General features: G+C 76.2%; 12 protein-coding genes and 1 pseudogene. 12 read left to right on the top strand and 1 reads right to left on the bottom strand.

Annotated elements, in window-relative coordinates:
- Positions 1–8: 8 nt before the first annotated feature.
- Positions 9–1,226, top strand: a complete 1,218-nt coding sequence (gene coaBC, locus KPL59_RS28300) for a bifunctional phosphopantothenoylcysteine decarboxylase/phosphopantothenate--cysteine ligase CoaBC (protein WP_075306094.1) — start codon at positions 9–11, stop codon at positions 1,224–1,226.
- A 69-nt stretch (positions 1,227–1,295) separates the two neighbouring features.
- Here the strand turns inward: coaBC and KPL59_RS28295 are convergent, their stop codons facing one another.
- Positions 1,296–1,814 (bottom strand): hypothetical protein, encoded by a 519-nt coding sequence (locus KPL59_RS28295; RefSeq protein WP_226362582.1) that lies wholly within the window; start codon positions 1,812–1,814, stop codon positions 1,296–1,298.
- Positions 1,815–2,160: 346 nt separating this feature from the next.
- On the opposite strand from KPL59_RS28295, the gene metK reads away from it, so the two are divergent.
- The 11 genes and pseudogenes from metK to KPL59_RS28240 all read left to right on the top strand — a co-directional run bounded on the left by metK (position 2,161) and on the right by KPL59_RS28240 (position 14,405).
- Complete coding sequence (gene metK, locus KPL59_RS28290; protein WP_226362581.1) at positions 2,161–3,363, top strand: methionine adenosyltransferase; 1,203 nt, start codon at positions 2,161–2,163, stop codon at positions 3,361–3,363.
- Between the two features lie 96 nt (positions 3,364–3,459).
- The gene (locus KPL59_RS28285) at positions 3,460–5,565 is read left to right on the top strand and encodes a primosomal protein N' (RefSeq protein ID WP_226362580.1); all 2,106 of its coding nucleotides are present in this window, start codon (positions 3,460–3,462) and stop codon (positions 5,563–5,565) included.
- Between the two features lie 104 nt (positions 5,566–5,669).
- Positions 5,670–6,218 (top strand): peptide deformylase, encoded by a 549-nt coding sequence (def, locus tag KPL59_RS28280; RefSeq protein WP_020626878.1) that lies wholly within the window; start codon positions 5,670–5,672, stop codon positions 6,216–6,218.
- Positions 6,215–7,147 (top strand): methionyl-tRNA formyltransferase, encoded by a 933-nt coding sequence (fmt, locus tag KPL59_RS28275; protein ID WP_226362579.1) that lies wholly within the window; start codon positions 6,215–6,217, stop codon positions 7,145–7,147. The genes def and fmt overlap by 4 nt, the downstream gene beginning before the upstream one ends.
- Positions 7,148–7,956: 809 nt before the next feature.
- Positions 7,957–9,420: pseudogene (locus KPL59_RS28270) on the top strand (RsmB/NOP family class I SAM-dependent RNA methyltransferase); the annotation flags it as partial.
- A 77-nt stretch (positions 9,421–9,497) separates the two neighbouring features.
- Positions 9,498–10,184 (top strand): ribulose-phosphate 3-epimerase, encoded by a 687-nt coding sequence (gene rpe / locus KPL59_RS28265; RefSeq protein WP_075311721.1) that lies wholly within the window; start codon positions 9,498–9,500, stop codon positions 10,182–10,184.
- A 79-nt stretch (positions 10,185–10,263) separates the two neighbouring features.
- Positions 10,264–11,295: a bifunctional diaminohydroxyphosphoribosylaminopyrimidine deaminase/5-amino-6-(5-phosphoribosylamino)uracil reductase RibD gene (ribD, locus tag KPL59_RS28260; RefSeq protein ID WP_226362850.1), complete on the top strand. Its 1,032-nt coding sequence runs from the start codon at positions 10,264–10,266 to the stop codon at positions 11,293–11,295.
- Positions 11,296–11,307: 12 nt separating this feature from the next.
- Complete coding sequence (locus tag KPL59_RS28255; protein ID WP_020623632.1) at positions 11,308–11,940, top strand: riboflavin synthase; 633 nt, start codon at positions 11,308–11,310, stop codon at positions 11,938–11,940.
- Between the two features lie 74 nt (positions 11,941–12,014).
- Positions 12,015–13,283 carry a bifunctional 3,4-dihydroxy-2-butanone-4-phosphate synthase/GTP cyclohydrolase II gene (locus KPL59_RS28250; RefSeq protein WP_043277925.1) on the top strand — a complete coding sequence of 423 codons (1,269 nt, stop codon included), beginning with the start codon at positions 12,015–12,017 and terminating at the stop codon, positions 13,281–13,283.
- A 79-nt stretch (positions 13,284–13,362) separates the two neighbouring features.
- Entirely contained in the window at positions 13,363–13,881 is a 519-nt protein-coding gene (gene ribH / locus KPL59_RS28245) for a 6,7-dimethyl-8-ribityllumazine synthase (protein ID WP_226362578.1), read from the top strand.
- Positions 13,878–14,405, top strand: coding sequence for a PH domain-containing protein (locus tag KPL59_RS28240; RefSeq protein WP_226362577.1), 528 nt, complete (start codon positions 13,878–13,880; stop codon positions 14,403–14,405). The genes ribH and KPL59_RS28240 overlap by 4 nt, the downstream gene beginning before the upstream one ends.
- The last annotated feature ends 1 nt before the right edge of the window (position 14,406 follow it).

Below are 14,406 nucleotides of genomic sequence, written 5' to 3'. Positions count from 1 at the left end.
ACCTCTCGATGGCTCCTCCCGAGGTGCTCCTCGGCGTCTCCGGCGGCATCGCCGCCTACAAGAGCGCCGAGGTGCTGCGCCGTCTGACCGAGTCCGGCCACGCGGTGCGGGTGATCCCCACCGAGTCCGCGCTGCGGTTCGTCGGCGCCGCGACGTTCGAGGCTCTGTCCGGGCGGCCGGTGGCCACCGGGGTGTTCTCCGACGTCCACGAGGTGCCGCACGTGGCCCTGGGCAAGGGTGCGGACCTCGTCGTCGTCGCCCCGGCGACCGCGGACCTCATGGCCCGCCTGGCACACGGCCGCTCCGACGACCTGCTCACCGCCGCGCTGCTGACCGCCCGCTGCCCGGTGGTGCTGGCGCCCGCGATGCACACCGAGATGTGGGAGCACCCCGCGACGGTCGACAACGTCGCGCTGCTGCGCGCCCGCGGCACCGTGGTGATCGAACCCGCAGCGGGCCGGCTGACCGGCGCGGACACCGGCAAGGGCCGGCTGCCCGACCCGGCCGAGATCGTCGATCTGGCCCGGCTGCTGCTGGAGCGCCCGGACGCGCTGCCGCGTGACCTGGAGGGCCGCCACGTGGTGGTCAGCGCCGGTGGGACCCGGGAGAACCTCGACCCGGTCCGGTTCCTCGGCAACCGCTCCTCCGGCCGGCAGGGCTGGGCGCTGGCCCGGGTCGCCGCCCAGCGCGGCGCGCGGGTGACGCTCGTCGCCGGGCACACCGCGGACCTCGGCGCCCCGGCCGGGGTGGACGTCGTCGCGGCGGGGACCGCCGTCGCGATGGAGGCCGCCGTCCGCGGCGCCGCCGCCGACGCCGACGCGGTGGTCATGGCCGCCGCCGTCGCGGACTTCCGGCCGGTCGACACGGCTGTCGACAAGATCAAGCGCGGTGACGCCGAGCCGGCGCCGCTGCGGCTGACCCAGAACCCCGACATCCTCGCCGGGCTCGTGGCCGACCCGCCACGGCCGGGTCAGGTGGTGGTCGGGTTCGCCGCCGAGACCGGCGACGCCGACGGCGACGTGCTCCACCACGGCCGCGCCAAGCTCGCCCGCAAGGGCTGCGACCTGCTCGTGGTGAACGCGGTCGGCGACGGCAAGGCCTTCGAGACCGCGGACAACGCCGGCTGGCTGCTCGCCCGCGACGGCGGCGAGGAGGAGCTGCCGTTCGGCTCCAAGGCGCTGCTCGCCTCCCGCATCTGGGATGCGGTCACCCCGCGCCTGCGCTGAGCCCCGCACACGACGACGTGCCCGCACCGGAGAGCTTCCGGTGCGGGCACGTCGTCGTACGGCCCCGGCTCAGTCCTCGTCGAAGAACGAGCTGCGGGTCGGTGTCGCCTCGGCGGAGGAGGAGTCGGACCCCTCGCCCGACCCCTCGTCCGACGACGGCGTGGCCGACGAGGTCGACCGCGGCGTGGAGGTGGACGGCGTCGCCGAGGAGGTCGACCGCGGGCTCGTGGTCGACGGCGACGAGGTCGACGGGGTCGACCGCTCGCTGCTGCTCGGGGTCAGCGAGTCCTCCGAGGACCCGGAGCGCTCGGTGCCGGAGGTCGAGACGTACCGGGACATCGCCCAGCCGCCGTACTCGGGGAGCTCGACGAACCCGTCCTGGGTGTCCCCGGTCGAGGTGGTCTCCCCGCGCTCGCACACACCGACGATCGGGGCGTCGGTCTCGGGCTCGGAGCGGACGTTGACGCTCTGGGTGCAAGTGCCGGTACCGGCGGCCGACGCGGTGCCGGCAACGATCCCGATGGTAGTGACGCCGGCCCCGGCCAGGGCGCCGAGGACGGCAGCGACGCGTCGCGAGTTCGGCTTCATCGTGGAACAACCTCCGTGCCGCCGGGGCCGGGGAGGCCACCGTGCGGATCCGTTCGTGGGCGACCCCGCGGGGCGTGCGAGGTGTTGTCCGGCCCAACGAGCCGACCCCCGTTCGATTCGTGCGCGCAGGGTCAATCACCCCATCCGGCGACACTGAGTAGCGTCATTACGACGGCGCGTCACGCTCCGTGTGTGAGTTCGTCGCAGGTGGTCCCGTACGGGCGGCCGGTCTGCACTACCCTGCATGGCGAGGGGCGCCCGCGATCATGGGCGTGCGTCCGAGCGAGCGCGACGGGGCCGTCGCGCCGGTGCGGAGAACATTTCCAACGGGATGGAGAAACTGCGCGTGTCAACCACGAGCCGTCGCCTGTTCACCAGTGAGTCGGTCACCGAGGGCCACCCCGACAAGATCTGTGACGCGGTCAGCGACACCATCCTCGACGCGATGCTCGCGCAGGACCCGAGCAGCCGGGTGGCCGTCGAGACCCTGGTGACCACCGGCCAGGTCCACGTCGCCGGCGAGGTCACCACGGGCGCCTACGTCGAGATCCCGCAGCTGGTCCGGGACAAGATCCTCGAGATCGGCTACGACTCCTCCGCCAAGGGCTTCGACGGTGCCTCCTGCGGCGTCAACGTCGCGATCGGCGCGCAGTCGCCCGACATCACGCAGGGCGTCGACACCGCCTACGAGAAGCGCGTCGAGTCCGCCGAGGACGAGATCGCCAAGCAGGGTGCCGGCGACCAGGGCCTGATGTTCGGCTACGCCTGCGAGGACACCCCCGAGCTCATGCCGCTGCCGATCGCGCTGGCCCACCGCCTGTCGCGCCGGCTGACCGAGGTCCGCAAGAACGGGACGCTGCCCTACCTGCGCCCGGACGGGAAGACCCAGGTCACGATCGAGTACGACGGCGACAAGCCGGTCCGGCTCGACACCGTGGTCCTGTCGTCGCAGCACGCCGCGGACGTCGACCTCGACGGCATGCTGGCCCCCGACATCCTCAAGCACGTCGTCACCCCCGAGGTGGAGGCGCTCGGCTGGGACCCGTCGGAGCCGCGGCTGCTGGTCAACCCGACCGGCCGGTTCGTGCTCGGTGGCCCGATGGGTGACGCGGGCCTCACCGGCCGCAAGATCATCGTCGACACCTACGGCGGCATGGCCCGCCACGGCGGCGGCGCCTTCTCCGGCAAGGACCCGTCGAAGGTCGACCGCTCCGCCGCGTACGCCATGCGGTGGGTCGCCAAGAACGCCGTCGCCGCCGGGCTCGCCGGGCGGATCGAGGTCCAGGTCGCCTACGCGATCGGCAAGGCCGCCCCGGTCGGGCTGTTCGTGGAGACCTTCGGCACGGAGAACGTCGACCCGGCGCGGATCCAGGCCGCCATCGAGGAGGTCTTCGACCTGCGCCCGGCCGCGATCATCCGCGACCTGAAGCTGCTGCGCCCGATCTACGGCCCGACCGCCGCCTACGGCCACTTCGGCCGTACCGACGTCGAGCTGCCGTGGGAGGACACCTCCCGCGCCGACGCCCTGAAGTCGGTCGCCGGCGCCTGACCGCCCTGCACGTGCCCCGTGGCCGTCGACCGCACCGCGCGGTCGGCGGCCACGGGCGTCTCCGGGGGCGTCTGTGCCTCGTGGTAGACCCTCGGCGTGAGCTCTCCGCGTCCGGCCCCGGCGACCCGCGCCCGCCGCCCCGGGCGCAACCGGGGGGAGTGGCAGCCCGCCGCGGTCCGTCCGGTCGCGCGGGTGCTGGTCGACGTCGCGCTCCCGCACCTGGACCGGACCTTCGACTACCGCGTCCCGACCCATCTCGACGACGCCGCCGTCCCCGGCGTGCGGGTGCGGGTGCGGTTCGCCGGCCGGATGGTCGACGGCTTCCTGCTGGAACGCTCCGACGACACGGCCCACGCCGGGCGGCTCGCCTGGGTCGACAAGGTCGTCTCGCCCGAACCGGTGCTCACCGCCGAGGTGGCGGGCCTGGCCCGCGCCGTCGCCGACCGCTACGCCGGGGTGATGGCCGACGTCCTGCGCCTCGCGGTGCCCGCCCGGCACGCCCGCGTCGAGTCCGAGACCCCGCGCGAGCGCGACACGACCGACCCCGCCCCGGTGGACCGTGCGGGCTGGGAGGCCTACCCGCGCGGCGGCGCCTTCCTCGACGCGCTGGCGGGCGGACGCGCCGCGCACGCCGTCTGGCAGGCACTGCCGGGGGAGGAGTGGGCGGCCCGGCTGGCCGAGGCCGCCGTCGCCACCCGGTCGGCCGGGCGTTCGGCGCTGCTCGTCGTGCCCGACCAGCGCGACGTGGCCCGGCTGCACGCGGCGTGCGCCGCGCTGCTCGGCGAGGACGGGGTGGTGGCCCTGACCGCGGAGCTCGGGCCGGCCGAGCGCTACCGGCGCTGGCTGGCGGTGCGGCGGGGGAGTGTGCGGGTCGTCGTCGGCACCCGGTCCGCGGCGTTCGCCCCGCTCGGAGAGCTGGGCCTGCTGGCCGTGTGGGACGACGGCGACGACTCCCACTCCGAGCCCCGCGCCCCCTACCCGCAGGTCCGCGACGTGCTGGTGCTGCGTGCGCACCGCGAGGGCGCCGCGCTGCTGCTCGCCGGGTTCGCCCGCACCGCCGAGGCGCAGGTGCTCGTCGAGACCCGCTGGGCGAGTCCGGTCGCGGCCGACCGCGCCACCGTGCGGGCCCGGATGCCGCGGGTCACCGCGATCGGCGAGACCGACACCCAGCTCGTGCGCGACCCGGCCGCCCGCGCCGCCCGGGTCCCCGGCGTCGCGTTCGAGGCCGCCCGCGCCGCGTTGGGCGCCGGCCGCCCGGTGCTGGTGCAGGTGCCGCGGTCGGGCTACCTGCCGTTCCTGGCGTGCGCGTCCTGCCGCGACGCCGCCCGCTGCCGGCACTGCGCGGGCCCGCTCGGCCTGCCCCGCTCCGGCGCCGGCTCCGAGGGCGCCCTGCCCGCCTGCCGCTGGTGCGGCCGCGCGGAGCCGGCGTTCCGCTGCGGGCACTGCGGGTCGCGGCGGCTGCGGGCCGGGGTCGTCGGTGCCGGGCGCACCGCGGAGGAGCTGGGCCGCGCGTTCCCCGGCGTCACCGTGCGCACCTCCGGCGGCGGCGCCGAGGTCCTCGACACCGTCCCGGCCGGGCCCTCACTGGTCGTCGCCACCCCGGGTGCGGAGCCCGTCGTCGAGGGCGGCGGCGGGGCGGGGTACGGCGCAGCGTTGCTGCTCGACGGCTGGGCGATGCTCGCCCGGCCGGATCTGCGCGTCGCCGAGGAAACGCTGCGCCGCTGGTTCGCCGCGGCCGCCGGGGTCGTCCCGCACACCGACGGCGGACGGGTGGTGGTCGTCGCCGAGGCGTCGTTGCCGACCGTGCAGGCACTGGTGCGCTGGGACCCGGCCGGGCATGCCGAGGCCGAGCTCGCCGAACGCGCCGAGGTGGGGTTCCCGCCGGCAGTCCGGATGGCGGCGGTGGAGGGGCCGCCCGCCGCCGTCGCCGAGATCTGCGACGCGGTGCTCGGCACCGGGCGCGTCGACCCCTCCCCGCCCGAGGGGGTGGAGCTGCTCGGACCGGTCGAGATCGACCCGCCCGACCGCCCCGGGGCCGGCCGAGGCGCCGCCGACGAGGTCCGGGAGCGCGCGCTGCTGCGGGTCCCCCGGAGCGCCGGCCGCGACCTGGCCCGGGCCCTGCACGACGCGCAGGCCCTGCGGACCGCCCGCAAGGCCCCCGAGACCGTGCGGGTCCGGCTCGACCCCGACGAGATCGACTGAGCCGCGCGCACCGGGTCACCGCCGCGACACCGGACGGGACCGGCGGTGCCGCAGTGGCACAATGGAGCGCTGATCACCGCACTCGTCCGCCCGAGGGAGAGCCCGTGCCCATCCAGCCCGTCCGGCTGTTCGGCGACCCGGTCCTGCGCACCCGCGCCACCGAGGTCACCGACTTCGACGCGGAGCTGCGCAAGCTCGTCAGCGACCTGACCGACACCATGCACGACGAGGGCGGCGCCGGCCTGGCCGCGCCGCAGATCGGCGTCGGCAAGCGGGTGTTCGTCTACGACTGCGACGGCTTCTCCGGGCACCTGGTCAACCCGACCTGGGAGGCCGTCGGCGACGAGGAGCAGTTCGGCATGGAGGGCTGCCTGTCCATCCCCGGGCTCGGCTGGGACTGCCGGCGCAAGCTGCACGTCGTCGCACGGGGCTGGGACATGCACGGCGAGCCCCAGGTGATCGAGGGTTCCGAGCTGCTGGCGCGGGCGATCCAGCACGAGACCGACCACCTCGACGGCGTGCTGTTCGTCGACCGGCTCGACGCCGAGACCCGCAAGCTGGCGATGCGCGAGATCCGCGAGGCCGCCTGGTTCGGCGAGCCCGAGCCGGTCGTCAAGGCGAGCCCGCACCCCATGTTCGGCAAGGCTCGATGAGGCTGCTGTTCGCCGGCACCCCCGACCCGGCGGTGCCGTCGCTGCGGACGCTGCTCGAGCACCCCGGCCACGAGGTCGTCGCGGTGCTGACCCGCCCCGACGCCCCCGCCGGGCGCGGCCGCAGGCTCACCCGCTCCCCGGTCGGCGAGCTCGCCGACGCCGCCGGGATCCCGGTGCTGACGCCCGCGAAGCCCTCGGACCCGGAGTTCCTCGACACGCTGCGCGCGCTCGCCCCGGACTGCGCACCGGTCGTCGCCTACGGCGCGCTGCTGCCCCGCCCGGTGCTCGACATCCCCGTCCACGGCTGGGTCAACCTGCACTTCTCGCTGCTGCCCGCCTGGCGCGGCGCGGCCCCGCTGCAGGCCGCGATCCGGCACGGCGACGACGTCACCGGCGCCACCACGTTCCGGCTCGAGGAGGGCATGGACACCGGGCCCACCTACGGCCTGGTCACCGAGACCGTCGGTGCCACCGACACTGCGGGGGATCTGCTGGGCCGGCTCGCCGAGTCCGGCGCCCGGCTGCTCGCCGCGACCCTGGACGGCATCGCCGACGGCTCGCTGACCGCCGTCCCTCAGCCCACCGAGGGTGTCTCGCTCGCGCCGAAGGTCACGACCGCCGACGCCCGCGCCGACTTCACCACCCCGGCCGCGGCGCTGGACCGGCTGATCCGCTCGGTCACCCCCGAGCCCGGCGCGTGGTGCGGGTTCCGCGGGGACCGCCTCGGACTCGGCCCGGTCCGCCCGCTGCGCACCGGTGAGGTCGAGCTCGCGCCCGGGGAGCTGCGGGTCGAACGCCGCCGGGTGCTGGCCGGGACCGCGACCGTCCCGGTCGAGCTGGGCGAGGTGAAGCCGAAGGGCAAGCGGTCCATGCCCGCGCCGGACTGGGCCCGCGGCGCCCGGATCGACGGCGTCGAGTACCTCAGCTGACCGCCGACGCCCAGCCCGGTCCGGCGCACCGACCTCCCGACACCCACCGACTTCCCGACATCCCGGACGACGGCCGGACCCCGGCCACGGCGGACCACCGCCGAGGAGACCACGTGAGCGAGCAGGACCCCCGACCCGACCGCGACCGGCCGGACCGCCCCGAGCGGCGCTCCGGCGACGACCGGCACCGTGGCGGTGACCGAACGGGCGGTGACCGCACCGGCGGAGACCGGCCGCGCGGCGACCGCGGCCCGCGCGCCGGGTCCGGCCGGGGCGGCGGTCCGGGCTCCGGATCGGGGTCCGGCGACCGGCGCGGCGGGCCCGGTTCCGGTGGATCCGGGGAGCATCGTGGTGGGCGCGACTCCGACCGGCCCGATCGGTCCCGCTCCGGCCGGGAGGCGGCGGCGCGCCCGCGCGACGGCGGTGACCGCCAGCGCGGTGACCGCCAGCGCGACGACCGACCCCGCGTCGACCGGCCGTTCCGGGGTCGCGACGACCGCCCGCGGGATGCGGACCGCCCCCGCGGCGACCGTTCCGACCGCCGTGACGACCGCCCGCGTGACAGCCACCCGCGTGACGACCGCCCCCGGGGTGGCCGCCCCGGCGGCGACCGCCCGCGGTACGACCGTGGCGACCGGCCGCGTGGCGACCGGCCGCGTGGCGACCGGCCGCGTGGCGACCGGCCGCAGGGCGACCGGCCGCAGAGCGAACGCCCCCGCCCCGACCGGCACCGCGGCGACGACCGCCGCAGCCCCCGGGACGACCGGGGCGCCCCGCGCCGCGACGACCGGGGTGGCGACCGCGGCCCCCGCCGCGAACGCACGTCCGGCCCCCGCAACTCCGGCCCGTCCCGCGGCCGCGGCGGCCCCGCCAGGCCCCCGGCCGTCGACCCGGCCCGGCAGGCGGCCTACGAGCTGTTGACCGCCGTCCGCGAGCGCGACGCCTACGCCAACCTCGCCCTGCCCGGCATCCTGCGTCGCCACCGGCTGCGCGACCGCGACGCCGCGCTCGCCACCGAGCTCGGCTACGGCACCCTGCGCGCCCAGGGCCTGCTCGACACGATCATCGACACCTGCACCGACCGCCCGCTGGCCAAGATCGAGCACGCGCTGCTCGACGCGCTGCGCCTGGGCGCCTACCAGCTGCTGCGCACCCGGGTGCCCGACCACGCGGCCGTCACCACCTGCGTCGAGCTGGTCCGCTCCGACCACGGGTCGCAGTCGGCCGGGTTCGTCAACGCGGTGCTGCGCCGCATCGGCGAGCACACCGAGGCCGAGTGGCTCGACCGCCTCGCGCCCGACCCCGCCGAGGACCCGGTCGGCGACGCCGCGCTGCGCCACGCCCACCCGCGCTGGATCGCACAGGCCTTCGCCGACGCGCTCGGCAGCACCGGCGAGGAGCTGACCGCCGCCCTCGCCGCCGACGACACCCGGCCCCGGGTGCACCTGCTCGCCCGCCCCGGCGAGATCACCGCCGAGGAGCTGGCCCTGGCCACCGGCGGTGAGCAGGCGCCGTACTCGCCCTACGGGGTGCACCTGGAGCCGGGCAGCGGGGACGTCGGCGAGCTCGACGCCGTCGCCGAGGGGCTCGCGATCGTCCAGGACGAGGGCAGCCAGCTCGTCGCGGCGGCGCTCGCCCGCGCCGAGCTGCTCGGCGAGGACACCGGGCGCTGGCTCGACCTGTGCGCCGGACCGGGCGGCAAGGCGTCGCTGCTGGGCGGGCTCGTCGCCGCCCGGGGCGGGACGCTGGACGCGGTCGAGTCCAGCGAGCACCGCGCCGACCTCGTCCGCCGGTCCGTGGCGGAGCTGCCGGTCACCGTGCACGTCGCCGACGGCCGGGAGGCCCCGCTGCCCGACGGCGGCTACGACCGGGTGCTCGTCGACGCGCCCTGCACCGGGCTGGGCGCGCTGCGCCGCCGCCCCGAGGCCCGCTGGCGGCGCCGCCCCGAGGACATCGCGACGCTGACCCGGCTGCAGCGCGAGCTGCTCACCGCCGCGTTGCGCCACGTCCGCCCCGGTGGCGTCGTCGCCTACGTCACCTGCTCGCCGCACGTGTCGGAGACCCTGGGCGTCGTCGGCCGGATCGTCGGCCGGATCGTCGGCCGCGAGGGACGGCCCGGCCCGGCCGGTGTCGTCGAACAGCTCGACGCGCGCGCCTGCCTGCCCGGTGGGATGCCCGGCCTCGGCGACGGCCCGACCGTGCAGCTCTGGCCGCACGTGCACGGCACCGACGCGATGTTCCTGGCGCTGCTGCGGCGCCCGCTCGCCGACTGAGCGCGGTGTGACGGCGGCCTCGCCCACGGGTGCGAGGCCGCCGGGACACGGCCAGTAGCCTGCTCCGCGTGCACCCGATGATCGCGCCCAGCATCCTCTCGGCCGACTTCGCCCGACTCGGCGAGGAGGCCGCCGCCGTGCGCGGCGACGGGACCGGCGACGGCGCGGACTGGCTGCACGTCGACGTCATGGACGCGCACTTCGTGCCGAACCTGACACTCGGTCTGCCGGTCGTGCAGAGCCTGCGCGCCGCCACCGACATCCCGCTCGACTGCCACCTGATGATCGAGGACCCGGACCGCTGGGCCCCGGGCTACGCCGAGGCGGGGGCCCGCAACGTCACCGTGCACGCCGAGGCCGCCCACGACCCGGTCATGCTCGCGAAGAACCTGCGTGCCGCCGGGTCCCTCGCCGGTCTGTCGCTCAAGCCCGGCACCCCGCTCGACCCGTGGGTCGAGGTGCTCCGCCACTACGACACGCTGCTCGTGATGAGCGTCGAGCCCGGCTTCGGCGGACAGAGCTTCATGCCCGAGGTGCTCGACAAGGTCCGCACCGTCCGCAACCTGGTCGACACCGGCCACCTCACGGTGCTCGTCGAGATCGACGGCGGCATCAACGCCGACACCATCGACGCGGCCGCCGAGGCCGGTGTCGACTGCTTCGTCGCCGGGTCCGCCGTCTACGGCGCCGAGGACCCGGGCCGCGCCGTCGCCGCGCTGCGCGACAGCGTCCGCCGGGCGACCCCGCACCGCTGGGCCGACTGAGCCCGCCGCGGACGACCGAGCGACCGAGCACACCGCAGTGGACCGCCCGACCGGCACCGACGAGCGCACGGCCGCGGCCATGCGCCGCGCCCTCGCCGCGTCCGTCGAGGTCCACGGCAGCACCAGCCCCAACCCGGCGGTCGGCTGCGTGGTCCTCGACCGCGACGGCGTCGTCGTCGGCACCGGCGCCACCGCACCGCCCGGCGGACCGCACGCCGAACGGGTCGCGCTCGCGGAGGCGGGGGACCGCGCCGCGGGCGGGACCGCCGTGGTGACCCTGGAGCCGTGCAACCACACCGGTCGCACCCCGCCGTGCGTGGACGGCCTCCTCGAGGCCGGCGTCGCCCGTGTGCACGCCGCCGTCGCCGACCCCAACCCGGTCGCCGCGGGCGGACTCGACCGGCTCCGTGCCGCCGGCGTCGCTGTGACACTCGGCACCCTCGCCGACGAGGTGGCCCGGGGTCCGCTGCGCGGCTGGCTGCACCGCCAGCGCACCGGTCGCCCCCACGTGACCTGGAAGGTCGCCACCACCCTCGACGGCCGGGTCGCCGCCGCCGACGGCACCAGCCGCTGGATCACCGGGCCGGCCGCCCGGGCCACGGTCCATGACCTGAGACGCAGGATGGACGCGATCGTCGCGGGGACGGGTACCGTCCTGACCGACGACCCGGCGCTGACCGCCCGCCGGCCCGACGGCACCCTGTTCGACCACCAGCCCCTGCGGGTGGTGGTGGGACACCGCGACGTCCCGCCCGGCGCCCGGCTGGCCCGGACCGACGAGGACGGTACCGCCGACGTGCTCCACCTCCGCACCCGCGATCCGGGGGAGGTGCTCATCGAGCTCGACCACCGGACCGTGGTGGACGTGCTCCTCGAGGGCGGACCGACCCTCGCCGGTGCCTTCGTCGCCGCAGGACTCGTCGACCGGGTGCTCCTGCACCTGGCCCCGGCCCTGCTCGGCGCGGGACCGCACGCCCTCGGCGACGCGGGCGTGGTAACGATCGCCGACATCGTGCGGTTGCACGTGGACGAGATCCACCGCGCCGGCGACGACGTGGTCATCGACGCACGACCGGCACCCGGCCCGACCGGGCCGGACGTGCCGCAGTAGGAGGGACGGGCGATGTTCACCGGGATCGTGGAGGAGGTCGGCGAGGTCGTCGACGTCCGCACCGACGACGACGTCGTCGTGCTGACCGTGCGCGCGGCCCTGGCCGCCGAGGTCGGGCACGGGGAGTCGGTCGCGGTGAACGGCTGTTGCCTCACCGCCGTCGTCACCGGGCCGGGCGCGGCCACGCTGACCCTCGAGCTGGTGCCCGAGACGCTCAAGCGCACCTCGCTCGGCGCCGTCGGCCCCGGTTCCGGGGTCAACCTGGAGCGCGCGGTGCCCGCCGGCGGCCGGCTCGACGGCCACATCGTGCAGGGCCACGTCGACGGCGTCGGCACCGTGGTCTCCCGCACCCCCGGCGAGCGCAGCGACGAGGTCCGCTTCTCACTGCCCGCCGAGCTCGCCCGCTACGTCGTCGAGAAGGGCTCCGTCGCCGTCGACGGGGTCTCGCTGACCGTCGCCTCGGTGTACCCGGACGGGTTCGGGGTGGCGCTGATCCCGACGACCCTGGCCGAGACCACCCTGGGGTCGCGCGCCCCGGGCGACCCGGTCAACCTGGAGGTCGACGTGATCGCCAAGTACGTGGAACGCATGACCGCGGGGTACCTGCAGGGGCCCGGGTCCGGACAGGAAGGGGCCGCCCGGTGAGCGAGCCGTCGGAGTCGCCGGTCAACCCGGCAGACCAGGGGGCTGGCAAGCTGCCGGACGCCCCGCACACCGCGATGTCGCCCTCGGAACGGGCCGAGCGCTTCGCCCTGATCGAGAAGGCCATCGCCGACATCGCCGAGGGCAAGCCGGTCGTCGTGATGGACGACGAGGACCGCGAGAACGAGGGCGACCTCATCTTCGCGGCGTCGAAGGCGACCGCGGAGCTGCTGGCGTTCACCGTCCGCTACACCTCCGGCTACGTCTGCGTGGCCATCACCGGTGAGGCCTGCGACCGGCTGGACCTGCCGCCGATGCACCACACCAACCGGGACTCCTTCCGCACCGCGTACACGGTCACCGTGGACGCGAAGGAGGGCATCACCACCGGCATCTCCGCCCAGGACCGCGCGCACACGATCCGCACGCTGGCCGACCCGGAGTCCGACCGGCACGACCTGGTCCGGCCCGGGCACGTGGTGCCGCTGCAGGCCCGCGAGGGCGGCGTGCTGCGCCGCCCCGGGCACACCGAGGCCGCGGTCGACCTGGCCCGGATGGCGGGCCTGCCCGCCGCGGGGGCGCTCTGCGAGATCGTCTCGGAGAAGAACACCGGCGAGATGGCCCGTGGCGAGGAACTCGGCGTCTTCGCCGCCGACCACGACCTCACCCTGATCACCATCGCCGACCTCATCGCCTACCGGCGCCGCTACGAGAAGCACGTCGAACGGGTCGCGACCGCGCGGATCCCCACCGGCCACGGTGACTTCCTCGCCTACGGCTACGACTGCACCCTCGACGGCACCGAGCACATCGCCATGGTGATGGGCGACGTCGCCACCCCCGCCGACGACGGCGAGGACGTGCTCGTCCGGGTGCACTCCGAGTGCCTCACCGGTGACGTCCTCGGCTCGCTGCGCTGCGACTGCGGCCCCCAGCTCGACGCGGCCCTGGAGTCCGTCGCCAAGGAGGGCCGCGGTGTCGTGCTCTACATGCGCGGGCACGAGGGCCGGGGGATCGGCCTGCTGCACAAGCTGCAGGCCTACCAGCTCCAGGAGGCCGGCGCCGACACCGTCGACGCCAACCTCGCGATGGGGCTGCCCGCCGACGCCCGCGACTACGGCATCGGCGCCCAGATCCTCGCCGACCTCGGCGTGAAGTCGATGCGGCTGCTCACCAACAACCCGGACAAGCGCGCCGGGCTGGAGGGCTACGGCCTGCGCGTCGTCGGCCGCGAGCCGATGCCGGTGCGCGCCACCCCGCAGAACCTGCGGTACCTGCGGACCAAGCGGGACCGGATGGGCCACGACCTGCCCGACCTCGGTGAGGTCGCCGACCCGGCGCTCTGACCGGCGCCGCGCAACGCGGGTGGGCGCGGTCGGCGGACCCCCTGCTGCGGCCCACGGACCCGGAGGCGAGAATCGGCCCATGAGCGGTGAGGGCCGGCCCTCCGGGGCCACGCAGCTGGACGCGAGCGGACTGCGGGTCGGGGTGGTGGCGGCCCGCTGGCACGCCGAGATCGTGGACCGGCTGCTGGACCGGGCCGTCGCCACGGCCCGCGAGGCCGGCGTCGAACCGACCGTGGTCCGGGTGCCCGGCACCATCGAGCTCCCGGTGATCGCCCAGGAACTCGCCCGCGGCCACGACGCCGTCGTCGCGCTCGGTGTCGTCGTCCGCGGCGGCACCCCGCACTTCGAGTACGTCTGCGACGCCGTCACCGCGGGCCTCACCCGCGTCGCCCTCGACGAGTCGACCCCGGTCGGCAACGGCGTGCTCACCACCGACACGGTGGACCAGGCGGTCGACCGCTCCGGCGCGCCGGGCGCGGCCGAGGACAAGGGCGCCGAGGCCTGCACCGCCGCACTCGAATCGGCGCTGGCGCTGCGCGACCTGCGCGCCGACCAGCCCGTGACCCCGACCCGGGTCAGCACAGGGAGACCCCAGTGACCGAGCAGCCGACCGACTCCACCACCCCCGACGCCACCACCGCCGGCACCGCAGCGCCCGACGCCCGGCCCCGGACCGGACCCGGCCCGGACGCGGTGACCCTGCGCCCGCGGGTCATCCGCTGGACGGCCTGGCTCAGCGCCCTCGGTGTGATGGTGTTCTTCGTCATCGCGGCCTACTACATGCCCGCCGAGGACACCGGGGTGATCTTCCAGCCGGCCGACCAGGTCGCGATGACGGTCATCGGGGCGTTCGTCGCCGGCGGGCTGCTGCTCATGGCCCGCCCCCGGGTGCGCGCCGACTCCCACGGCATCGAGGTCCGCAACGTCATCACCGCCCGGTGGTACGACTGGGCCGACGTGCACGGCGTCTCGTTCCCCGACGGCGCCGCCTCGGCCCGCCTGGAGCTGCCCGACGACGAGTACCAGTCGGTGCTCGCCGTGCAGGCCGTCGACCGTGGTCTGGCCGTGCGCCACGTCCGCACGCTGCGCACCCTGCACCGCGCCGCCGTCCTGGGCGAGTGAC

The sequence above is a fragment of the Pseudonocardia sp. ICBG1142 genome (genome assembly GCF_020496255.1).
In the GTDB taxonomy this organism is placed as follows: domain Bacteria; phylum Actinomycetota; class Actinomycetes; order Mycobacteriales; family Pseudonocardiaceae; genus Pseudonocardia.
The sequence above is the reverse complement of the archived record's forward strand: the minus strand, read 5'-3'. Positions and strand labels throughout refer to the sequence as shown.